The sequence below is a fragment of the Pseudomonas sp. MF06569 genome (genome assembly GCF_059862735.1).
In genome coordinates this window covers 99,433-120,508 of sequence record NZ_JCBCUZ010000006.1, presented here as the reverse complement: position 1 = coordinate 120,508, position 21,076 = coordinate 99,433, and the positions used below count along the sequence as shown (strand labels likewise).

General features: G+C 59.3%; 18 protein-coding genes and 1 pseudogene. 11 read left to right on the top strand and 8 right to left on the bottom strand.

Annotated elements, in window-relative coordinates:
- Positions 1-56 precede the first annotated feature (56 nt).
- Positions 57-1,004 (top strand): DNA-binding transcriptional regulator DsdC, encoded by a 948-nt coding sequence (dsdC, locus tag AC19YQ_RS08625; protein ID WP_500594936.1) that lies wholly within the window; start codon positions 57-59, stop codon positions 1,002-1,004.
- A gap of 146 nt (positions 1,005-1,150) precedes the next feature.
- Here dsdC and AC19YQ_RS08620 read toward each other — a convergent pair whose 3' ends face one another.
- The 4 genes and pseudogenes from AC19YQ_RS08620 to AC19YQ_RS08605 all read right to left on the bottom strand — a co-directional run bounded on the left by AC19YQ_RS08620 (position 1,151) and on the right by AC19YQ_RS08605 (position 4,257).
- Positions 1,151-1,456, bottom strand: coding sequence for an XRE family transcriptional regulator (locus tag AC19YQ_RS08620; RefSeq protein WP_500594935.1), 306 nt, complete (start codon positions 1,454-1,456; stop codon positions 1,151-1,153).
- Positions 1,449-1,820, bottom strand: coding sequence for a type II toxin-antitoxin system RelE/ParE family toxin (locus AC19YQ_RS08615; protein WP_500594934.1), 372 nt, complete (start codon positions 1,818-1,820; stop codon positions 1,449-1,451). The genes AC19YQ_RS08620 and AC19YQ_RS08615 overlap by 8 nt, the downstream gene beginning before the upstream one ends.
- 209 nt (positions 1,821-2,029) lie before the next feature.
- Positions 2,030-3,311: pseudogene (locus AC19YQ_RS08610) on the bottom strand (OprD family porin).
- A gap of 250 nt (positions 3,312-3,561) precedes the next feature.
- Positions 3,562-4,257 (bottom strand): DsbA family protein, encoded by a 696-nt coding sequence (locus AC19YQ_RS08605; RefSeq protein ID WP_500594933.1) that lies wholly within the window; start codon positions 4,255-4,257, stop codon positions 3,562-3,564.
- Between the two features lie 257 nt (positions 4,258-4,514).
- Between AC19YQ_RS08605 and AC19YQ_RS08600 the strand changes: the two genes are divergently transcribed.
- Positions 4,515-6,593: a TonB-dependent receptor gene (locus tag AC19YQ_RS08600; RefSeq protein WP_500594932.1), complete on the top strand. Its 2,079-nt coding sequence runs from the start codon at positions 4,515-4,517 to the stop codon at positions 6,591-6,593.
- Positions 6,594-6,742: 149 nt separating this feature from the next.
- Here the strand turns inward: AC19YQ_RS08600 and aguA are convergent, their stop codons facing one another.
- Positions 6,743-7,849 (bottom strand): agmatine deiminase, encoded by a 1,107-nt coding sequence (aguA, locus tag AC19YQ_RS08595; RefSeq protein ID WP_133079047.1) that lies wholly within the window; start codon positions 7,847-7,849, stop codon positions 6,743-6,745.
- Positions 7,850-8,132: 283 nt separating this feature from the next.
- On the opposite strand from aguA, the gene rfbB reads away from it, so the two are divergent.
- The 5 genes from rfbB to AC19YQ_RS08570 all read left to right on the top strand — a co-directional run bounded on the left by rfbB (position 8,133) and on the right by AC19YQ_RS08570 (position 13,923).
- Positions 8,133-9,215, top strand: coding sequence for a dTDP-glucose 4,6-dehydratase (gene rfbB, locus AC19YQ_RS08590; protein ID WP_339477078.1), 1,083 nt, complete (start codon positions 8,133-8,135; stop codon positions 9,213-9,215).
- A 17-nt stretch (positions 9,216-9,232) separates the two neighbouring features.
- Entirely contained in the window at positions 9,233-10,105 is an 873-nt protein-coding gene (gene rfbD / locus AC19YQ_RS08585) for a dTDP-4-dehydrorhamnose reductase (RefSeq protein WP_500594931.1), read from the top strand.
- Positions 10,106-10,252: 147 nt separating this feature from the next.
- Positions 10,253-12,067, top strand: coding sequence for a sensor histidine kinase (locus tag AC19YQ_RS08580; protein WP_500594930.1), 1,815 nt, complete (start codon positions 10,253-10,255; stop codon positions 12,065-12,067).
- Positions 12,064-13,455, top strand: a complete 1,392-nt coding sequence (locus tag AC19YQ_RS08575) for a sigma-54-dependent transcriptional regulator (protein ID WP_133079051.1) — start codon at positions 12,064-12,066, stop codon at positions 13,453-13,455. Before AC19YQ_RS08580 ends, AC19YQ_RS08575 begins: the two co-directional genes overlap by 4 nt.
- Positions 13,456-13,467: 12 nt before the next feature.
- Positions 13,468-13,923, top strand: coding sequence for a thioesterase domain-containing protein (locus AC19YQ_RS08570; protein ID WP_500594929.1), 456 nt, complete (start codon positions 13,468-13,470; stop codon positions 13,921-13,923).
- Between the two features lie 104 nt (positions 13,924-14,027).
- Here AC19YQ_RS08570 and cysQ read toward each other — a convergent pair whose 3' ends face one another.
- Together cysQ and nudE are read right to left on the bottom strand one after the other, a co-directional pair.
- Positions 14,028-14,855 carry a 3'(2'),5'-bisphosphate nucleotidase CysQ gene (cysQ, locus tag AC19YQ_RS08565; RefSeq protein WP_500594928.1) on the bottom strand — a complete coding sequence of 276 codons (828 nt, stop codon included), beginning with the start codon at positions 14,853-14,855 and terminating at the stop codon, positions 14,028-14,030.
- Positions 14,852-15,418, bottom strand: coding sequence for an ADP compounds hydrolase NudE (nudE, locus tag AC19YQ_RS08560; protein WP_133079054.1), 567 nt, complete (start codon positions 15,416-15,418; stop codon positions 14,852-14,854). The genes cysQ and nudE overlap by 4 nt, the downstream gene beginning before the upstream one ends.
- An 87-nt stretch (positions 15,419-15,505) precedes the next feature.
- On the opposite strand from nudE, the gene yrfG reads away from it, so the two are divergent.
- Positions 15,506-16,168: a GMP/IMP nucleotidase gene (yrfG, locus tag AC19YQ_RS08555; protein WP_133079055.1), complete on the top strand. Its 663-nt coding sequence runs from the start codon at positions 15,506-15,508 to the stop codon at positions 16,166-16,168.
- A gap of 111 nt (positions 16,169-16,279) precedes the next feature.
- Here the strand turns inward: yrfG and lysM are convergent, their stop codons facing one another.
- Positions 16,280-16,720 (bottom strand): peptidoglycan-binding protein LysM, encoded by a 441-nt coding sequence (gene lysM, locus AC19YQ_RS08550; RefSeq protein ID WP_133079056.1) that lies wholly within the window; start codon positions 16,718-16,720, stop codon positions 16,280-16,282.
- A gap of 104 nt (positions 16,721-16,824) precedes the next feature.
- Here lysM and AC19YQ_RS08545 point away from each other — a divergent pair, with 104 nt between their 5' ends.
- The 3 genes from AC19YQ_RS08545 to AC19YQ_RS08535 all read left to right on the top strand — a co-directional run bounded on the left by AC19YQ_RS08545 (position 16,825) and on the right by AC19YQ_RS08535 (position 20,991).
- A complete protein-coding gene (locus AC19YQ_RS08545; RefSeq protein ID WP_133079057.1) occupies positions 16,825-17,712 on the top strand; it encodes a LysR family transcriptional regulator in 888 nt (295 codons plus the stop codon).
- Positions 17,713-17,806: 94 nt separating this feature from the next.
- Entirely contained in the window at positions 17,807-18,646 is an 840-nt protein-coding gene (gene fdhD, locus AC19YQ_RS08540; protein ID WP_133079058.1) for a formate dehydrogenase accessory sulfurtransferase FdhD, read from the top strand.
- Positions 18,643-20,991 carry an FdhF/YdeP family oxidoreductase gene (locus tag AC19YQ_RS08535; protein ID WP_500594927.1) on the top strand — a complete coding sequence of 783 codons (2,349 nt, stop codon included), beginning with the start codon at positions 18,643-18,645 and terminating at the stop codon, positions 20,989-20,991. The genes fdhD and AC19YQ_RS08535 overlap by 4 nt, the downstream gene beginning before the upstream one ends.
- The last annotated feature ends 85 nt before the right edge of the window (positions 20,992-21,076 follow it).

Sequence of the window (21,076 nt, the reverse complement as noted above, 5' to 3'; positions counted from 1 at the left end):
TGCACGTATTGCCACATCCCGTAAGAAGTCAGCCTTTGGCTTGAGGGAAACCCGCCGTGCTTAACCTGCCTCCCCGTATCAGCTCCAGGCTCAACAGCACCCAGTTCGCCAACCTCCACACCTTTCTGGTGGCTGCCCGTCATCTGAGCTTTGCCCGTGCGGCGCAGGAACTGTATTTGACCGCGAGCGCCGTAAGCCACCGCATCAGCCGGCTGGAAACCGCGTTGAACATGAAGTTGTTCCAGCGCCTTACACGTCAGGTCAGCCTGACTGACGAAGGCGAGCGAATTTTCGAAATTCTCCAAAGTGCGATGGGGGAATTGTCCGAGGCGCTTGAACAGTCATCACAGGCAGAAATTGCCGGTTCAATTGCGCTCTATGCCAGGCCTTCGGTCGCCCAGTGCTGGCTGGTGCCCAGGCTGGCCGACTTTATTGAGCGCTACCCACTGGTCTCATTAGACCTGCGGGTAGGCAATGACAATGTCGACTTTCGCACGCGCAAGATTGACCTGGCCTTGTACTACGCCAACGGCGAATTTCCAGGTCTCACAAGCCAGCGATTGATGCGCGAACGCATGGCGCCTGTGTGCAGCCCTGAATATGCGCAACGCCATCGCCTGAATGAAAACCCGCACAATCTGAGCAACTGCACCACATTGCACGACTCCCTGGCCTGGGATCATGCGGCCTATGATGCCGAGTGGACGCTGTGGGCCGAACAACACAACCTGCTGTCGGCACTGCCAAAACGAACCCTGACCTTCGACCGTTCCGACCTGAGCGTGACAGCGGCCATGAGCCACGCAGGCATCGCCATCGGACGCCAGCAACTGGTGCAAAAACGGGTTGATCGTGGCGAGCTGGTCCTGCCCTTCGGTGGTTTCAGCCAGTGCGGCCACTATGACTATTACCTGGTTCACCCACCGCTCAGGACAGTGCCCAAACGATTGCAGGTGCTTATGAACTGGTTGCACGAGTGCGCTCAGGAATCGTCATCACCCTGACAATACGGTCTACCTGACAGACCGCGCCGCCTGCATCGCGAGCAAGCCCGCTCCCACAATGGTCCCTGCCAGGCCCGGATGAGCTGGGCCCGTCGGTGGGAGGGCCTTCGCTGGCGTTGTCGTTTTTGCTGTTTTAGGTCCTGGAATTAGTCGGCGAAATTTTCGATTTTCACCTGGCCATCCGGGAAGGTCGCGATAATTTCCAGCTCGCCACCCATGGCCTGAATGTAATTGCGCAGCGTACTTATATACATATCCGTGCGCCGCTCCATTTTGGAGACCGCCGCTTGGTTGATATTCAGCTCCTTAGCCAGCGTAGCCTGACTAAGCTCCCGTGCTTTGCGCAGCTCATTCAAGGGCATTTCTTTCAAATGCTGCTGGTACAAGGCGTGCGTTTGCGCACGGGCCTCTGGAGCCATTCGAGCTTCAAGCTCTGAAAAATTTTTAGCCATCTTCCTGGCCCTCTTCAAACAGTGTTTGCAAATGAACGTCGTACAGGCTTTGCGCCACGGGTACGTACTCGTCATACCATCGGTCATTGCCGGTTTTGTCACCGCCAATCAACAGCAAGGCGCAGCGACGCGGATCAAAGGCATAGAGCACCCGATATGGGCGGCCTGCATGCTGCACACGCAGCTCTCGAAGGTTACCGTGCCGCGAACCCTTGATGTCGCTGCAATGAGGAAAACGCAGGGTGGGTCCTAGCAATTCCAGCAACTTGACGCTGGCCGCCACACTGATCTGTTCCTTCTCACCCAGTCCTTGCCACCAGCGCCCAAACTCATCGGTGTATTCAACATCCCAGTCTCCGCTCAAAATATGCCACCCAAGGAATATAATCTCAAGGGAATAATTGTATGGATTTCAGCTGCTGGCCAACTAGTTCTCGTAATGACTCAAGTGTTAGCGATGGTTTCATGCAAATACGGATAACCTGCCGCGATTAATCTCGGCAAAAAAAAGCCCCGAACCAGTCGGGGCTTTTTTTTGTTCAGATGTCCGGCCTGCTTAACAGGCCGGTCCCATCAGAAAATGCTGATCGGGTAATCAACAAATACGCGTACTTCGTTGCCGCCGACGTTGTAGTCGCTGGCGTTGCTCGACACGCGCAACCACGAGCCGCGCAGACGCACGCTCAGGTCCTTGACCGGGCCGCTTTGTACAACGTACTTGGCCTGGTTGAAGATTTCGCGCTCGGTACCACGGCCACGGTCGGAACCGTCGTCGATGTTGGTGCCGCGCACGTAGGCGATGTTGTAGGTCAGGCCCGGGATGCCAACGGCGCCGAAGTCGAAACCATAACCCAACTGCCACGAACGTTCGTCCTTGGCGTTGAAGTCGGACCAGTAGGAGTTGGCCAGCAGGATGGTGTTGCCGCCATCACCCACGCCGCCTGCGTTGCGGTAGCCGCCGTACGGGTAGCCGATTTCGCCGGTGCTGCTCTGGTAAGCCAGGGTCACGGTGTGTGCGCCAAAGCCGTAGGTGGTCGCCAGGCTCCAGATCTTGTTGTCCTGGCCGTCAACTTTCAGCACGTCACGTGCGTAGTCATCGTTGACGTGAGTGCGGTAGCCGTTGAAGTCAAACGTCAGGGACTGTTTGTCTTGCAGCGGCAGCGCGTAGGTCACCCACGTATTGCTTGCGCAGCTCGTCTTCCATCTCGGAGCCGTACAGGGACGCCGACAGGTTGTCGGTGAACTTGTAGCTACCGCCAAACACGTTGATGCTTTTCAGATCGCCGCTGTCACGCGCTTCAGCACTCTTGCGCGACTCAGCGGTGAAACGACCGACGTTCAGTTCCAGGCCGTTGATCTCCTTGGAGGTCAACAGGGTACCGGTGAAGCTTTCTGGCATCAGACGGGAGTTGTCGTACATCAGCACCGGCAGCGCAGGCATTTGGTCGCCGTACTTGAGCACCGTGTTGGACACACGCACTTTCACTGCAGCGCCAGCCTTGGCGATGTCGTCAGCTGCTTTGCCGCTGGCGCCTTGCTTGAAGAAGTCGATACCGCCCGCGCCGCTTTTGCCACGGCCGCCGTCCAGACGCAGTGCGTAGATGCCGAAAGCATCCACACCCACGCCTACGGTGCCCTGGGTGAAGCCCGAGCTGAAGGTACCGAGGAAGCCTTGGCCCCACTCAGCTTTATCTTGTTTGCCATTCTTGTAGTCACGGCTGATGTAGGCGTTGCGCGCCAATACATTGAGGTGACTGTCTTCTACAAAACCTTTTGCATCAGCTTGATCGTTAGCCATGGCCTGGGTAGCACTGAGTACGCCCAAAGCGAGCAGACCTATCCGTTTGTTCAACATATTATTTTCCTTATTCCTGAATAGAGGCGCGCTGTGGATATCAAGCTGAAACATTGAGTGGTGGTTGCTTCACATAACAAAAAAGACCTGCATGACGACTCAATACAGGCCTTTCACAAAGTTGGTGTATGGCTTATCGCCACAGGCGTTGGCGAGGATCCTAGCCGTCGTGAAGGCAAGGTGTCAATTTCGTGAAAAATTTGTTAATTGCCTTCACATCCAGAAGTTTTGATCGAAGTGTCAAAAATTGTTACTGGCAGCCATCTACGCCACAGGCTGGCGCTAGACCGTTTGGGCGTTCAACGCTCACACCATCATGCTGAAGCAGCCAGGCAACAAAGGCTTCTGGCTTGCCCAGATACGGCCCCAAGTCGATCACCTGGTATTGACCGGACTTTTCCAGAACCACAGTCGGAAAGCCCTGGCCTCCAACACGGGACAACAACCCGCGACTGGCCTTGAAATGCGCTTGGGTCAATTCGCCACTCGCCGCGTCATAAGCTGCGCGAAACCCCTCGACGTCCAGGCCCATTTCGGCAGCCACCGCCATCAGCACGTCTTGATCGGCAATCCGCCGCCCGTCTGCGTAATGCGCCGTTTGCAAGCGTCCCAACATTTCAAGACCGCGACCGGCCAACTGCTCAGCGGCCAGCACGGCCGTGGTTGGCGGCGCCGAATCGAACACGGCAGTGGTGTCACGCAACAACCCTTCAAAGTACGCCTCGCCAAACGGTTGCCCGGTGTACTGCGCAATACGCAAATCGTGGGGCATCACGTAATCGCGCAATTGCGCGGACACCGGCTGGCGCTGGGCACCGGTCATCATCCCGCCGCCATGGGCAACGACTGGCAAAATGCCTCGTGCTGCGTCAATCAGCGGCTTGGCGCCGTAGCACCAACCGCACAAGGGGTCGTAGATGTAATGCAGCACGGGTGTGGCAGTCATGGTTCGCTCCGAAAAATCAATCACTCAGTGCGCCAGCCTAGCCTTGCGGGGCGAGAGGAAAAACGCCGGTATGGCTTTTAGTGTGTTTCGCGAACCGGGCAAATCAGGTGCGGAGCGGGCCGCAGGCGCATGAAACAAACAGATACATATTTACAGGCGACGTAATTGCTAATTCTTAACATTAAGTAACAAGAACCATTACCATTCGCACCCTAAAAATATAACTCTTCTCTCAACCGCCCGGACACTCCTCAACCATGCTCTCCCCCCGCCGTTTAACGCCCTTGAATCTGGGGCTGTGCGCTTTGCTGTACGCCGGATTTGGCAACGCTGCCACCGTACTTCCCGAACTGTCGATCAGCGCAACCGAAGCGCAAGACGATGACCCACGGGTCAAGGACGTCACCACTGCCACTCGAACATCGACTCCGGCGCGCTATGTCCCGCAAGCCATTGATTCAGTCAAAACCAGCAACGTCCTCGATTACGGAATCAATAGCCTGGGCGAAGCACTGAGCGGGATTCCCAACGTCAGCAGCACGGCCGATACCCGTTTCGACAGCCTGCGCATCCGTGGTTTTGACGCCAGCAACGACTTTTATCTGGACGGTATTCGCGACGACAGCCAATACGTGCGCGACCTGCACAACATCGAGCGCATTGAAGTGCTTAAAGGCCCGGCGGCTGTGCTGTATGGCCGCGGTAGCCAGGGCGGGATCATCAACCGCGTCAGCAAGATGCCGCAGTTCGGCCGCCAGTCGAGCATCCAGGCCCAAGGCGGCAGCGAGGATTTGCGCAGCCTGTACGCTGACCTCAGCACCGACCCGAGCGACACCATCAGCCTGCGCCTGAACATGGGCAATGAAGACAAAAACAGCTTTCGCGATAACGTCAGCGGCAATCGTCAGCTGTTCGCCCCTTCGATGAGCTGGCAAATCACCCCGGATCTGAACTGGCTGGTGCAGTACGAATACAGCCGCTACAACCGCACCCCGGATCGCGGTATCCCGAGCATCAACGGGCGCCCTGCCGACGTCAGCCGCGGCACGTCTTACGGCGAGAAAAACGATTACATCGATGACAAAACCCAGAACCTGCGCTCACGCCTGAGTTATGAGTTAAGCGAAAACTGGCAACTGCGTCATACCCTCGGCGTGTTCAAACTCGACAGTGAGTTCGAAAACACCTACCTGACCGGCTACAACCCAATCACCAACAGGGTCGATCGTCAGAGCTGGCAGCAGGACATGAGCACCCGCAACATATTCAACAACGTCGAGATCGAAGGCGGCTTTGACACCTTTGGCCTTGAGCACCGCCTGCTGACCGGTCTGGAAATCGGCAGTCAGCGTCGCGACCCGAAGCTCTACAAAGCCCTGAGTGCACCCTCGGTTGATCTGTACAACCCGGACCGCAACCTGCGCACGACTGGAGCAATGCCCACATTCAGCGACAGCCATACCGAAGTCGAAAGCCAGGGCCTGTATGTTCAGGATCAGATTCGCTTCAACGATCAATGGCAGGTACTGGCTGGCTTGCGCTATGACCGCTTTGATATCGAGTCCACCAACTACCTGAAGAAAACCGACCGTACTGTAGACCGCCAAAGCCACAGCACCAGCCCGCGCCTGGGCGTGGTCTGGACCCCGCTGGAGAACCACTCGTTTTACGCGTCCTGGACCAAAACGTTCTCGCCGGTGGGCGGCGGCCTGATCGGCATCACCCCGGGGGCGGTCGGCAACACCAATGACCTGAGCCCGGAGCTGACCAAGCAAAAAGAAATCGGCGTGAAAAGCGACTGGATGGGGGATCGCCTGAGTACGACGCTGGCGGTGTACGAGCTTGAGCTCTATAACCGTCGCACCAGGGACCCGTTAGATCCGACCATTACCCTGCTTTCCGGCCTGCAACGTTCACGGGGCATTGAGCTGACGGCCAGCGGCAAACTCGGCGGCAACTGGTACATGCGCGGCGGCATTGGCCTGCAGGACGCAACAGTGGTCAAGGACAACAATGGTTTGGAGGGCAAGCGCATCAACGGCGTGGCCAAGCGCAATGGCAGCCTGTTCATTACCTGGAAACCGGAAATGGGCTGGTATGCCGAAACGGGCCTGACCCTGGTAGGCCAGCGTTATGCAGACAACTCGAACACCACGGTATTGCCGGGTTACGGGCGCTGGGATGCGTTGGCGGGCTATCGCGAAAAAGACTGGGATGTGAGCGGTGCGCTGACCAACCTGACTGACCGTTATTACTATGAATCAGCCACCAGCGCAGCGCAGATCATGCCGGGCGAACCGCGCAGCCTGGTGATGACGGGAACGTACAAGTTTTAAAATGTACCTCTGTAGCCGCTGACGAGGAACGAAGGCTGCGTCCGGTCGCGAAGCGATCGTGAAAATGCATCTCACCTGCCCAGACGCATGATTTCACGACTGCTTCGCAGCCTCGCTACGCTCCTCAGCGACTACAGGGGCAGCGCCGCTTATGCCTTGAACGGCGCGGGCTGTTGCTGGGTCAGGCAGTGAATGTTGCCGCCGCCCAGCAGCAATTCACGGCCCGGTACCATCACCACTTCGTGCTGCGGGAAGATGTTCTGCAGGATCGCTTTGGCCTGCGCATCCATCGGGTCGTCAAAGCTCGGCGCAATGATGCCGCCGTTGACGATCAGGAAGTTCACGTAAGAGCCGGCCAGTCGCTCCGACGGGTTGCGGTCCTGGCTACCCGCCACCTTGTCCACGCCATCACACTCTTGCTGGGTGGCATACATCGGTCCCGGAATCGGCATTTTGTGCACCACGAACGGACGCCCCTTGGCGTCGGTGCTGGCTGCCAATACATCCATCGCCGCGTGGCAACGCACGTAGTTAGGGTCGCGCTCGTCGTCGGTCCAGGCCAGCAGCACTTCACCCGGTGCGACGTAGCAGCAGAAGTTATCCACATGACCGTCGGTTTCATCGTTGAACAGACCGTCCGCCAGCCAGATGATCTTGTCCACAGCCAGATGCGCACGCAGTACGTCTTCGATCTCTTCGCGCGACAGATGGGGGTTGCGGTTGCGGTTCATCAGGCACTCGGCCGTGGTGATCAGCGTGCCTTCGCCGTCGACGTGAATCGAGCCGCCTTCAAGCACAAAACCTTCGGTGTAGTAACGCGGGCAACGTTCAATTTCCAGTACCTTGCTGGCCACTTGCTGATCGCGGTTCCACGGGAAGTACAAGCCCCCGTCGAACCCGCCCCAGGCGTTGAAGTCCCAGTTCACGCCGCGCACTTCACCGCGATCGTTGATGACAAAAGTCGGGCCGCTGTCACGCACCCAGGCATCGTCGCTGGACATCTCGACCACGCGAATATTCGGCACATCGAGTTGCGCACGGGCATTTTCATACTGGGCGGCCGATACACCGACGGTCACCGGCTCAAAGCGCGCAATGGCCTTGGCCACCGCAGCGTGCGCAGCCTGCGCGGGTTTGCCGCCCAGGCGCCAGTTATCCGGACGCTCAGGCCAGATCATCCAGGTTTGGGTCTGCGGAGCCCATTCGGCTGGCATGTGAAAGCCGTCAGCGCGCGGCGAACTGTGCAAAGTGGTCATCTGGACTCCTGGAAAGCGTCGGGGTTTTGATTGCGTCATGTATGAAGACAATGGATGCAGGTCTGCATCGCGTCAACGACAAGCACCTTTATAGCCGATAAATATCCGCAATTATATTAATTTTCCTCAAATCAGACCGCATGCACGCCTTAAATACGGATATAAATCCGGATAAATGCCTGTGTATTGATATTCCTGATCACACCCACTTGCACCACCCGGCTCATCCCCACAAGCTATACGCCATACGTTTAAAGGCCTTCAGGGTATAGGGAACAACTCCATGCGCATTTTAGTCACCGGCGGCGCCGGCTTTATTGGTTCAGCGCTGATCCGTCACCTGATCAAAAACACCGGTCACGAAGTCCTCAATCTCGACAAGTTGACCTACGCCGGTAATCTTGAATCGCTGCAAAGCATTGCCACCGATACCCGTTACGAGTTCGTACAGGCCGATATCGTCGACCAGGCCGCTGTCAGTGCAATCATTGCGCGCTTCGAGCCACAGGCGATCATGCACCTGGCGGCCGAGTCCCACGTCGACCGCTCCATCGACGGCCCGTCCGACTTTATCCAGACCAACATCGTCGGCACCTACAGCCTGCTCGAAGCCGCCCGTGCTTACTGGCTGACCCTGCCTGAGCCGGAAAAAAGCGCGTTTCGCTTCCACCATATTTCGACCGACGAAGTGTATGGCGACCTGCATGGCGTCGATGACCTGTTCACCGAGACCACGCCTTACGCGCCAAGCTCGCCGTACTCGGCCAGTAAAGCGGCATCCGACCACCTGGTCCGCGCCTGGAACCGCACTTACGGCTTGCCGGTGTTGTTGACCAACTGCTCGAACAATTACGGCCCGTTCCATTTCCCGGAAAAGCTGATCCCGCTGGTGATCCTCAACGCCCTGGCCGGTAAACCGCTGCCGGTGTACGGCAATGGCCTGCAAGTACGTGACTGGCTGTTCGTGGAAGACCACGCCCGTGCCTTGTTGAAGGTCGTGACCGAAGGCGTGGTTGGCGAGACTTACAACATCGGCGGGCACAACGAGCAAACCAATATCGACGTGGTACGCAGCATCTGTGCCTTGCTCGAAGAACTGGCGCCAGTGCACCCGGCAGGTGTTGCACAATTTGCCGACCTGATCACCTTCGTCAAGGATCGTCCGGGCCACGACCAGCGCTACGCGATCGATGCCAGCAAAATCGAACGCGAGCTGGGCTGGGTACCCGAAGAAACCTTCGAAACCGGCCTGCGCAAAACCGTGCAGTGGTATCTGGATAACCTGGAATGGTGTCGCCGGGTTCAAGACGGCAGCTATCAAGGCGAGCGCCTGGGCTGCACCGATCCCAAGGACTTGATCGCATAACGGATGGAGCAGCTTCTTTGAAAATCCTGATCAGTGGCAAAACCGGCCAAGTGGCGGTTGAGTTGCAAAAGCACCTTGCCGGTCTGGGCGAGCTGGTTGTGCTGGGACGCGATGTGCTTGATCTGGCCGTACCCGGGCAAATCCGCAGCCAGGTACGGGCCCACAGGCCTGACTTGATCATCAATGCCGCCGCACACACTGCCGTGGACCAGGCTGAAAGCGAGCCTGAGCTGGCGTTTGCGATCAATGGCATTGCCCCCGGTGTGTTTGCTGAAGAAGCGGCGGCCTTGGGCATCCCGCTGATCCACTATTCCACCGATTACGTGTTCGATGGCCGCAAGCCTGCGCCTTATACCGAAGACGATGCCACCAACCCCTTGGGCGTCTACGGCAAAAGCAAGCTGGCGGGTGAACTGGCCATCGCTGCGAGCGGAGCTCAGCATGTGATCCTGCGCACCAGTTGGGTGTACTCGACCCACGGCAAGAACTTCCTGCTGACCATGCAGCGCCTGTTGCAAGAGCGTCCGGAACTGCGCGTGGTGGCTGACCAGATCGGCGCGCCGACCTGGGCTGGCACCATTGCCCAGAGCACGCGGGCATTGATCGAACGCTGGCAAACCGGCGAGGCCGTGGCCTGGGGCACATACCACCTGACGGCCCAGGGCGAAACATCATGGTTTGGCTTCACCCAGGCCATTGCCGAACACCTGAGCGCCCAAGGCAAGTCGTGCGCGAGCCTGGAACCTATCCCTGCCAGCGCCTATCCGACGCCTGCCGCACGGCCACAAAACTCGCGGCTGGATTGCAGTCGCCTGGCCCGCGAGTGGAACGTCACCCAGCCCGACTGGCAGAGCGCATTGCGCGAGTGCCTGGCCGGGCAGCCACACTAACGCCAACCCCCCTTGTGGGAGCGGGCTTGCTCGCGAGGGCATCACCGCGGCCTGCTTCAAAGACCGCGGCGTTTGCATCGCGAGCAAGCCCGCTCCCACGGGGTTCGTTGGGTATACTGCGTCGTACTCTTGCGGCGCGGCCTCCCGATGATCACCACCTCCTCAGTTCCTCGCAGACCCCGCTGGCGCAGCCTGGCCTTATTGGCGTTGTGCCTCGCACCGTTGTTGTGGCCGCTGCAGCACCTGGCCGAACGCTATTACCGCAGCGAACTGGCCGGACAAAATCGCCAGACCCTCGACCTGTACGTCGCCAACCTGCTGGGCACGCTGCATCGCTATGAGGTGCTGCCGCAGATTCTCGGCGAACTGCCAGACCTGCGCGCCGTACTGGCCAACCCTGAAGATGTCGAGGCTCAGGCCAAGGCCAACCACTTGCTGGATGACATCAGTAACCAGACCGGTGCCGTGGTCATGTACTTGCTGGACACCCACGGCGATACCCTGGCCACCTCTAACTGGGATCAGGCCGACAGTTTTATCGGGCGCAATTTCGCGTTCCGCCCGTATTTCAGCGAGGCGATGGAAGGCAAGCTGGGGCGCTTTTTCGGGCTGGGCACCACCTCCGGCAAACGGGGTTACTACTTTGCGGCCCCCATACTCGACGGCGATAAAAAACTCGGCGTACTGGTGGTCAAAGTCGACCTGGACCACACCGAACAGCTGTGGGGCAGTACACCCGAGCAACTGCTGGCAACCGACAGTAACGGCGTGGTCATCCTCACCTCACGCCCGGAATGGCGCTTCAGGGCCACCCGCGATTTGTCGCCAGAAGAGCGCCAGGCCATTTTTGCCATCCTGCCCTACCCGACCAGCGACCCTAAACCGCTGAACCTGGACCTCAACGCCTGGCTGGTGCAAACCCAAAAAATCGACGAGACAGGCTGGAGTGTCAATATCCTTGCCCCGCGCACGCTGATCGACCGCTCGGTGCGCACAGTCCTGGCCATCGGTGGCGCCACCTTGCTGGTGGTTATGCTGCTGATTGGCTTGATGATGCAGCGGCGGCGCCATTACCTGGACCGCATTGCGTTTGAAGCCAAGGCCCGTCGTGAACTTGAAATGCGTGTGGCAGAGCGTACCAGCGACCTTGAGGGGCTCAACCGCCTTCTGCGTGAAGAAGTGCTGGAGCGCGAGCATGCGCAACAGGAACTGGTGCGCGCCCAGGACGATCTGGTGCAAGCCGGCAAGCTGTCTGCGCTGGGCACCATGTCGGCCAGCATCAGCCACGAACTCAACCAGCCGTTGGCGGCCATCCGCAGCTATGCCGAGAACGCGGAAGTGCTGCTCGACCACCAGCGCATCGAGGACGCACGGGGCAACCTGAAACTGATCAATGAGCTGACCGGGCGCATGTCTTCGATCATTGCCCACCTGCGGGCCTTCGCCCGGCGTGATCGCCATGCGCCTGAAAGCGTCGCCCTGCAACCGGCTCTGGACGATGCGCTGGCCTTGCTGGCCAAACGGCGGCGCGCAATGGAAGTCGAACTGATCCGCGATTTGCCCGCCGCCACGCTGTGGGTCGAAGCCGGAGAAACCCGCCTGCGCCAGGTGCTGGGCAACCTGCTGGCCAACGCCCTCGATGCCCTGACCGAAAAAGGCCCGCCCAGACGCTTGTGGCTAAGTGCCCAATCCACGCCGGAAGGCGTCACTGTGTACATTCGCGACAACGGCCCGGGCTTTTGCCTGGAGGCGTTGGGCCGCGCCGGCGAGCCTTTCTACACCACCAAGACCCGCACTCAGGGCCTGGGCCTGGGGCTGGCCATTTGTGACACGCTGATCCGGGCGTTTGGCGGCGAATTGTTGTTCGCCAACCACAAGGAAGGCGGTGCCTTAATTACCTTACGACTGCGCGCAGGGGCGCCGGGCGTGAGTTTGCAAGCCTCGGAGGACTCCAGGTCATGAGCCAGCCCATCGATCCACGCGTTCAGGTCATCCTGATCGATGATGACCCGCACCTGCGTCAGGCCTTGTTTCAAACCCTGGACCTGGCAGGTCTCAATGTAGTGCCGCTGGCCGAAGCAAACGGCCTTGCCGAACGCATAGGCCGCGACTGGCCGGGGGTCGTGGTCAGTGATATCCGCATGCCGGGCATGGACGGCCTTGAGCTGCTCACCCAATTGCATGGCCAGGACCCGGAACTGCCCGTGTTGCTGATCACTGGTCACGGCGATGTACCGCTGGCGGTTCAGGCCATGCGTGCGGGGGCTTATGACTTTCTCGAAAAGCCCTTTGCCAGCGACGCCTTGCTCGACAGTGTGCGCCGTGCCCTGGCCTTGCGGGCCCTGGTCCTGGATAACCGCAGCCTGCGCCTGGCCCTGAGTGATCGCCAGCTACTGAGCACGCGACTGGTAGGTGTGTCGCCCGCCATGCTGCGTTTGCGCGAGCAGATCGGGGCACTGGCGGCGACCAAGGCCGATGTGTTGATTCTGGGCGAGACCGGCTCGGGCAAAGAAGTGGTCGCACGGGCGCTGCATGACTTGTCGAGCAGACGCAACGGCCCGTTTGTGGCAATCAACGCCGGGGCTCTGGCCGAATCAGTGGTTGAAAGCGAGCTGTTCGGCCACGAGCCGGGTGCCTTTACCGGTGCGCAAAAGCGCCGCATCGGCAAGTTTGAGTTTGCCAATGGCGGCACGCTGTTCCTCGATGAAATCGAAAGCATGAGCCTGGATGTGCAGGTCAAATTACTGCGCATGCTGCAAGAACGGGTGGTCGAGCGTCTGGGCGGCAATCAACTGATTCCGCTGGATATCAGGGTAATCGCCGCCACCAAGGAAGACCTGCGCCAGTCCGCGGATCAGGGTCGTTTTCGCGCCGACTTGTATTACCGACTGAACGTTGCGCCCCTGCGTATTGCGCCGTTGCGTGAACGGGGTGAAGACGTCCTGATGCTCTTTGATTACTTTGCCGGCGAGGCCAGCGTGCGCCACGACCTGACGCCCAACGTCCTGCAGCCTGCGCAACGGGCGTTGTTACTGCGACATAACTGGCCGGGCAACGTGCGAGAACTGCAAAACGTCGCCGAGCGCTTCGCCCTTGGTCTTGAGCTGGCGCTGGACGACTCGGCTGAAGGCAAGGAGTCAACCGGGCATGAGGTTTCGGGGGGGCTGAGCGAGCAAGTCGAACACTTTGAAAAAAGCCTGATTGCCGCCGAACTGGAGCGCTCCCACAGCTCCATGCGCAGCCTGGCCGAAGCCCTGGGTGTGCCCCGTAAAACCTTGCACGACAAACTGCGCAAGCACGGGCTCAACTTCGACAGCGCCAGTCATCCGCACACTGATGAACTTGATTAAAGAGGCCACTGCATGAACCGCGACAGTCGTTATCTGGAATCAGTTCTCCATCACGACATTCCGCTCACCCGTGAAATGGGCCTTAAAGTGCTGGGCTGGCAAGGCAGGCAACTGCGCCTGCAATTGCCGCTCGAGGCCAATATCAACCACAAGAGCACCATGTTTGGCGGCAGCCTGTACTGCGCCGCAGTGCTGGCGGGCTGGGGCTGGCTGCATTTGAGCCTGCGCGAAGCGGGGATTGAGGACGGGCATATCGTGATTCAGGAAGGTCATATCAGCTACCCGCTGCCCGTGACCGAGGACGCCATCGCGTTGTGTGATGCGCCGGGCGAGGCAGTCTGGACCAAATTCCTGGCCATGTACAAACGCCACGGCCGCGCACGGTTGACCCTCGACACGCGGGTGATCAATGCACAGGGCGGGGAAGATGCGGTGAGGTTTAGCGGGCAGTACGTGTTGCATCGCTGATTCAGTTTATGTGGGAGCGGGCTTGCTCGCGATGCAGACGCTGCGGTCTTTCAATTGAACCGCGTCGATGCCATCGCGAGCAAGCCCGCTCCCACAGATGAAAGTCAGCCTTGTGCCAGATCCAGCAGTTTTTCACGCCACGGTGCCTTGGCAGGCAATGCCAGAAACGAGTCATTGAGCAACGACTCACGGGCCGGGTAGCTGAACGGCTCGCCATCCAGTTGCAACACCACACCACCGGCCCCTTCCAGCACGCCTTGAGCCGCCGCCGTATCCCATTGCGAAGTCGGCGCCAGACGCGGATAGCAATCGGCAGCACCTTCTGCCAGCAAACAGAATTTCAACGAACTGCCCACACTGGTCAGTTGCAACTCGCCCAGATGCTCACTCAGCCCGGCCAGTAAACGTTCCTGCTCAGGGCTGGAATGCCGGCGGCTGGCAACCACGGTCAACGACTCGCCTTCAGGCGGCGTGTTGCGCACGCTGATGGGCACACTCACATCGCCATCCGCCCGCCATGCGCCCAAGCCCGCGCCACCGTAGTAGCAACGGCCGCTGGTGGGCATGGATACCACGCCAAACACCACTCTGCCCTCTTCGATCAGCGCAACATTGACCGTGAATTCTTCACTGCCAGAAATAAATTCCTTGGTGCCATCCAGCGGATCAACCAACCACCAGCGCGTCCACCCGGCACGTATGCTCTGGGGAATATTGGCGTCTTCTTCCGACAGCACAGGAATGCCCGGATCAAGAGCCGTCAGGCCATCGAGCAGCACATGGTGTGCTGCCAGATCGGCGGCGGTTACCGGGGAATCATCGGCCTTGGCGGTGACTTCAACACCGGCCCGCCAGAACGGCAAGATCGCGTCGCCAGCGGCATGGGCCAGGGTGATGACGCCCTCAAGCAACGGATGGGGCAAACCACTCACGGCTGGAACACTCCGCGCTGGGTCAGAAGATCACGCGCCAGATACAGCGCAGCCAAGGCACGACCCTCACTGAATTGCGGGTTGAGCACCAGGCTCGACAGCTCCCGCAGATTGACCCGATCAACACGCATTGGCTCGGGCTCGTCGCCTTCCAGGTGCGCTTCATAAAGGTCAGTCGCCAGCACCACCTGGATTTTTTGGCTCATGTAGCCAGGGGACAGTGACAGCTCGGTCAAATGCTCAAGCTGGCGAGCACCGAAACCGGCCTCCTCCTTCAACTCTCGCTCAGCCGCCGCCAGCACGTCTTCACCCGGCTCGATCAGGCCCTTGGGCAGCGAAATTTCGTACTCATCAGTGCCGCCACAATATTCTTCGACCAGAATTGCGTGTTCAGCGTCGATCATGGCCACAATCATCACTGCGCCATAACCGTTGCCGCGCCCCACCAACCGTTCGTAAGTGCGTTCAACGCCATTGGAGAAGCGCAACTGCACCTCTTCGACCCGAAATAATCGGCTACTGGCAACAATTTCACGGGCAAGTACGGTGGGTTTTTGGCGCATAGCGGCTCCTCAATATGAACGGGGTACTATACCCCGGCTTTTCCGATTGTCTGTGTCGGAAATTTTTACCTGTGGGAGAAGTTTTGCATGACCGTTTTACCTTGGCGCGACATCGATACCGTGCTGCTCGACATGGACGGCACGCTGCTCGACCTGCACTACGACAATCATTTCTGGCTCGAACACCTGCCTCAGCGCTACGCCGAGCTGCATGGCATCAGCCGGGCAATGGCGGATCTTGAGCTGACGCCGCTGTTTGAAGGCAATGCTGGCCAGTTGAAATGGTATTGCCTGGACTTCTGGAGCCGCGAGCTGAAGATCCCGGTACGCGAGCTCAAGCTTGAAACCGCTCATCTGATTGCCTTGCGACCCGACGCCGATACTTTTCTGGCGGCCATCAAAAAAGCGGGCAAGCGGGTGATCATGATCACCAACGCGCACCGTGATTCGTTGTCATTGAAATTGGAGCGCATTGAACTGGCGCCTTATTTCGAGCGCCTGATCAGCTCCCACGATTACGGTTTTCCAAAGGAAAGCCCGGCGTTCTGGGATGCACTGCAAGCCGATATCGACTTTGACCCGGGCCGTAGCCTGTTTATCGATGACACCTTGCCGATTCTGCGCAGTGCCCGTGATTTTGGCGTGGCCCACTTGCTGGCAGTCAAACAGCCCGACAGCAAAAAAGGCCCGAAGGACACACAAGAATTTGCCGCGCTGGGCGACTATCGCGAACTGCTGGAAGGGCTGTAACCAATCAACCCTGTGGGAGCGGGCTTGCTCGCGATGCAAACAACTCGGTGGATCTGAATCATCGAGGCGATGCAATCGCGAGCAAGCCCGCTCCTACAGGATGCAACCGGCTTACTCGGGAATACGCAGCGTCTGGCCCGGGTAGATCTTGTTCGGGTCCTTGAGCAGCGGTTTGTTGGCTTCGAAGATTTTGTTGTACTGGTTGGCGTTGCCGTACACCTGCAATGAAATCGCGCTCAGGGTGTCGCCCTTTTTCACCACCACAAAACGCGAAGCGACAACAGTCGGGCCAGTGACCGTAATTTGATCCTCAACGCTGGCCACGCCCGCGATGTTCCCGGCAGCCAGAATGATTTTTTCTTTCTCTTCCTGCGTGGCCACTTCGCCACTGACCGTCACTTTGTCACCGTCAACGGTGGCGGTGATATTTGGATTGCCCAGGCCCACTTCCTCTACGTGTTTCTTCAGCTCCTCACCGGCATTGGCATTGCCGGGGGTCAGCAGATTGATCAGTTTTTCACCGGCTTCTTTCACAAAGCTGAAAATGCTCATAAATCACGCTCCTAGGGTTGGAAGATCCAGACCCATGAGCGTAGACCATCATTGACGCGAGCAAGCGCGCTAGAATCGCCCACTCAATTGCGCCGGGAGTGACGATGGACATCAAACAGCTGAAATTCCTCATTGCCCTCGATGAAACCCGGCATTTCGGTCAGGCGGCTGCCCGCTGCCATATCACACAGCCCACCTTGTCCATGCGCTTGCGCAGCCTTGAACAGGAACTCGACCTGCAACTGGTCAATCGCGGTCAGCGTTTCGAAAGTTTTACCGCACCCGGTGAACGTGTCCTGGCCTGGGCCCGGACCGTGCTGGCGGCCTACGACGGTTTGCAGGCAGAAGCAGCCGCCTGTCGCGGCAACCTGATCGGCACCTTGCGCCTGGGAGTTGTCCCGCTCTCGAGTTTTGATCCGCTGCCTTTATTGCAGCGCCTGCACCAGGAGCATCCCGAGCTGCGATTCGAGTTGTCAGCGTTGAGCTCTGAGCAAATCCTCGAACAACTGGCCAGTAATCGGCTGGACGTAGGCGTGTCGTACCTCGAGCGCCTTGATCAGGAGCGCTTTGATTCCCTTGCCCTGGACGAGACCCGAATGGGCCTGCTGTACGACCAGCGGTATTTCAACTTTGGCGATCAGCCCCTGAGCTGGGAGGCGCTCATTGAATTGCCGCTGGGCCTGCTCAGTAGCGGCATGCACTTTCGCCAGTCCATCGACTACAACTTCCACAGCCGTGGCCTCACGCCACACCCCCTGCTGCAAACCGATGCCGTTCATCAACTGTTACAAGCCGTCCACGGCGGCCTGTGCTGCGCCGTCATGCCCCTTGATGGCGGGCTGCAAGCATTGACCGATGATTTGCGCCTGCATCCCATTGCAGACGCTCGCACACTGGCCCGACTGGGCTTGATCATGCGCCGTGCTGCCCCGCGCTCAGCCCTGGCTGAAGCCTGTTTTGCGCTTTATCAGAAATCACAAAACCCTTCTTGATCGACGCCATCTATCAATAGATCAGCACTAGCGATTAGACGCGACACTGTGTCGCGCCTAGGCTAAGAGCTGAATTGAACGTTGGTACAGCCTTATGAACGCCAAGCGCCCCCTGTGCGCGGCGCCCGCTTCTGTTACGCCCGCGCCTGCTGCCAGCCAGAACTATGACTACGTCACCCTGGATCACAGCAGCGGTGAGCAAACGGCCCTGGCCGAAGAAGTCGCCCTGGCGATTGCCTACAACGGCATCAGCCAGGCCGTAATGCTGGTCACGCCCACCGATCTCGAAGACTTCATCGTCGGCTTCAGCCTGGGCAGCGGCATCATTCATGACGCCAGCGAAATCTATGACCTCAAGCTTACGGGTGCCGGTTCAGCCCACTACGCACAGGTCGAGATCGCCAGCCGCGCGTTCTGGAACCTCAAACAGCAACGCCGACAACTGGCCGGTACCAGCGGCTGCGGCTTGTGCGGTGTAGAAGCGGTCGAACAGGCCCTGCCTGACCTCAAGGTACTGCCCGGCGCACCGTTGCCACCGGCACAGTGGCTAGAAGGCCTGCGCCAGCGCATCAGTGATTTTCAGCCGCTGGGCCAGCACTGCGGCGCCGTACACGCTGCCGTCTATATGGACGGCCAGGGCCAGTTGCTGATGGGCCGTGAAGACATTGGCCGCCACAACGCCCTGGACAAATTGATCGGTGCGCTGGTGCGCCAGCACATCGACCTGACGGGCGGCGCGGCGATCGTCACCAGCCGTTGCAGCCTTGAGCTGATTCAAAAAGTGTTGCGCGCCGGTATCCAGACCCTGATCAGCCTGTCCTCGCCCACGGGCCTGGCGCTGCAATGGGCACGACGCCACAACCTCAACCTTATTCATCTGCCACAAAAAAGCGCACCACGGGTGTACAGCCCGGCGCAGGAGAATCAACCGTGAGCACACACCATCAAGCCGACAAAACCCCGACTCCCCGCTACAAGCCCTACAAAGGCCCGGCCGGTGGCTGGGGCGCGCTGATCAGTGTGGCGCAAGCCTGGTTGACCAGCGACAACGCGCTGAAAAACCTGCGCATGATGCTCAAGACCAACCAGAACGGCGGCTTCGACTGCCCGGGCTGCGCCTGGGGTGACTCGCCGGAGAGCGGTCTGGTCAAGTTCTGCGAAAACGGCGCCAAGGCGGTGAACTGGGAAGCGACCAAACGTCGTGTCGATGCTGCTTTTTTTGCCAGGCACAGCGTCAGCGCACTGCTGGAGCAAAGCGATTACTGGCTGGAATATCAGGGCCGCCTGACCGAGCCCATGAGCTACAACCCTGATACCGACCGCTACACCCCCATCAGCTGGGACGCCGCGTTCGCCTTGATCGCCCGGCACCTGCTCAACCTGGCCAGCCCCAATGAGGCGGAGTTCTACACCTCGGGCCGGGCCAGTAATGAAGCTGCATATTTGTACCAACTGTTTGTGCGCTCGTTTGGCACCAACAACTTCCCGGATTGCTCAAACATGTGCCACGAGGCCAGCGGCGTGGCGTTGGCGCAAAGCATCGGGGTGGGCAAAGGCACCGTGACGTTCGACGACTTCGAACACGCCGATGCGATTTTCGTGCTGGGGCAAAACCCCGGCACCAACCACCCGCGCATGCTTGAACCGTTGCGTGAAGCGGTTAAACGCGGTGCCCAGGTGGTGTGCGTCAACCCGCTCAAAGAGCGTGGGCTGGAACGCTTCCAGCACCCGCAACACCCGCTGGAAATGCTCACTAACGGCGACCGCCCGACCAACACGGCCTATTTGCGCCCGGCGTTAGGCGGCGACATGGCACTGTTGCGCGGCATGGCCAAGTTTCTGTTGCAGTGGGAGCGCGATGCCCAGGCCGCAGGCGAGCCGGCCGTCTTCGATCACGCTTTTTTGAATGAACACACCGCAGGCATCCTCGACTACATCTCCAGCCTCGATGACACCTCGTGGGATCACCTCGTGGAACAATCGGGCCTGCCCCTGGTGGATATCGAGCGCGCCGCTCGCATGTACCTCAAGGGCAAAAACGTGATCATGTGCTGGGCGATGGGCATCACCCAGCATCGGCACTCGGTGCAGACCATTCAGGAAATCGCCAACCTGATGCTGCTGCGCGGCAACATTGGCCGCCCTGGCGCAGGGCTGTGCCCGGTGCGTGGCCACAGTAACGTGCAGGGCGATCGCACGATGGGCATCAACGAACGCCCGCCGGTGGCTTTCCTGGACGCCCTGGAGCGTCGCTTCCAGTTCAAGGTGCCCCGTGAAAACGGCCACAACGTGGTTGAAGCCATCCACGCCATGCTTGAAGGACGTGCCAAGGTGTTTATCGGCCTGGGCGGCAACTTCGCCCAAGCCACCCCGGACAGCCCGCGCACTGCCCAGGCGCTGCGCAATTGCGACCTGACCGTACAGATCAGCACCAAGCTCAACCGCAGCCATTTGATGCACGGTAAAGAAGCGTTGATCTTGCCATGCCTGGGCCGCACCGATATCGACATCCAGGCTCAAGGCCCTCAAGCCGTCACGGTGGAAGACTCCTTCAGCATGGTTCACGACTCCAACGGCCAGTTGCATCCACTGTCCAACCAGATGCGTTCGGAGCCCGCGATCATTGCCGGTATCGCCGCCGCCACCCTGGGCACTCATCCGATTGACTGGAGCTGGGTGGTGGGCGACTACCGGCGTATCCGCGAGCTGATCGCCGACACCATCCCGGGTTTCAAGGACTTCAACACGCGAATTCAGCACCCTGGCGGTTTTTACCTGGGCAACTCGGCCGGTGCGCGGCAGTGGAACACGCCGTCGCAGCGCGCCAACTTCCGGCCCAACGTGCTGCCACAAGACCTGGTGGATGCACGCACCCGCGCTACCGGCCAGCTGCCCGACCTGATTTTGCAGTCGATGCGTTCCCACGATCAGTACAACACCACCATTTATGGCCTCGATGACCGCTATCGTGGGGTCAAGGGCCAGCGTGACGTGTTGTTCGTCAACGAAGCCGACATCATCCGCCTGGGCTTCAAGCCGGGGCAAAAGGTCGACATCGTTTCGATCTGGAATGACCAGCACGAGCGCAGGGTCAAAAACTTCACCCTGTTGGCATTTGATATTCCTGCCGGGCAAGCCGCTGCGTATTACCCGGAGGTCAATCCGTTGGTGCCGCTGGAAAGCACAGGCGATGGCAGCCACACGCCTACGTCCAAATTCGTGGCCATTTGCCTGGAAGCCGCCAGCCCGTCGAAACTGATCATGGCCAAGGCCAGCTGACGCAGCTTGAGGTGCAGGAGCGGGCTTGCTCGCTCCCACATTTAAAACCCATCACATCCAAATTTCAGGCACAAAAAAGGCCGAT

What these genes read in the sequence shown, in the direction of transcription:
- AC19YQ_RS08620 (WP_500594935.1), bottom strand. Translation starts at nt 1,456, where the DNA reads ATGGCTAAAAATTTTTCAGAGCTTGAAGCTCGAATGGCTCCAGAGGCC.
- AC19YQ_RS08605 (WP_500594933.1), bottom strand. Translation starts at nt 4,257, where the DNA reads ATGACTGCCACACCCGTGCTGCATTACATCTACGACCCCTTGTGCGGT.
- AC19YQ_RS08600 (WP_500594932.1), top strand. Translation starts at nt 4,515, where the DNA reads ATGCTCTCCCCCCGCCGTTTAACGCCCTTGAATCTGGGGCTGTGCGCT.
- aguA (WP_133079047.1), bottom strand. Translation starts at nt 7,849, where the DNA reads ATGACCACTTTGCACAGTTCGCCGCGCGCTGACGGCTTTCACATGCCA.
- rfbB (WP_339477078.1), top strand. Translation starts at nt 8,133, where the DNA reads ATGCGCATTTTAGTCACCGGCGGCGCCGGCTTTATTGGTTCAGCGCTG.
- AC19YQ_RS08580 (WP_500594930.1), top strand. Translation starts at nt 10,253, where the DNA reads ATGATCACCACCTCCTCAGTTCCTCGCAGACCCCGCTGGCGCAGCCTG.
- AC19YQ_RS08575 (WP_133079051.1), top strand. Translation starts at nt 12,064, where the DNA reads ATGAGCCAGCCCATCGATCCACGCGTTCAGGTCATCCTGATCGATGAT.
- AC19YQ_RS08570 (WP_500594929.1), top strand. Translation starts at nt 13,468, where the DNA reads ATGAACCGCGACAGTCGTTATCTGGAATCAGTTCTCCATCACGACATT.
- nudE (WP_133079054.1), bottom strand. Translation starts at nt 15,418, where the DNA reads ATGCGCCAAAAACCCACCGTACTTGCCCGTGAAATTGTTGCCAGTAGC.
- yrfG (WP_133079055.1), top strand. Translation starts at nt 15,506, where the DNA reads ATGACCGTTTTACCTTGGCGCGACATCGATACCGTGCTGCTCGACATG.
- lysM (WP_133079056.1), bottom strand. Translation starts at nt 16,720, where the DNA reads ATGAGCATTTTCAGCTTTGTGAAAGAAGCCGGTGAAAAACTGATCAAT.
- AC19YQ_RS08545 (WP_133079057.1), top strand. Translation starts at nt 16,825, where the DNA reads ATGGACATCAAACAGCTGAAATTCCTCATTGCCCTCGATGAAACCCGG.
- fdhD (WP_133079058.1), top strand. Translation starts at nt 17,807, where the DNA reads ATGAACGCCAAGCGCCCCCTGTGCGCGGCGCCCGCTTCTGTTACGCCC.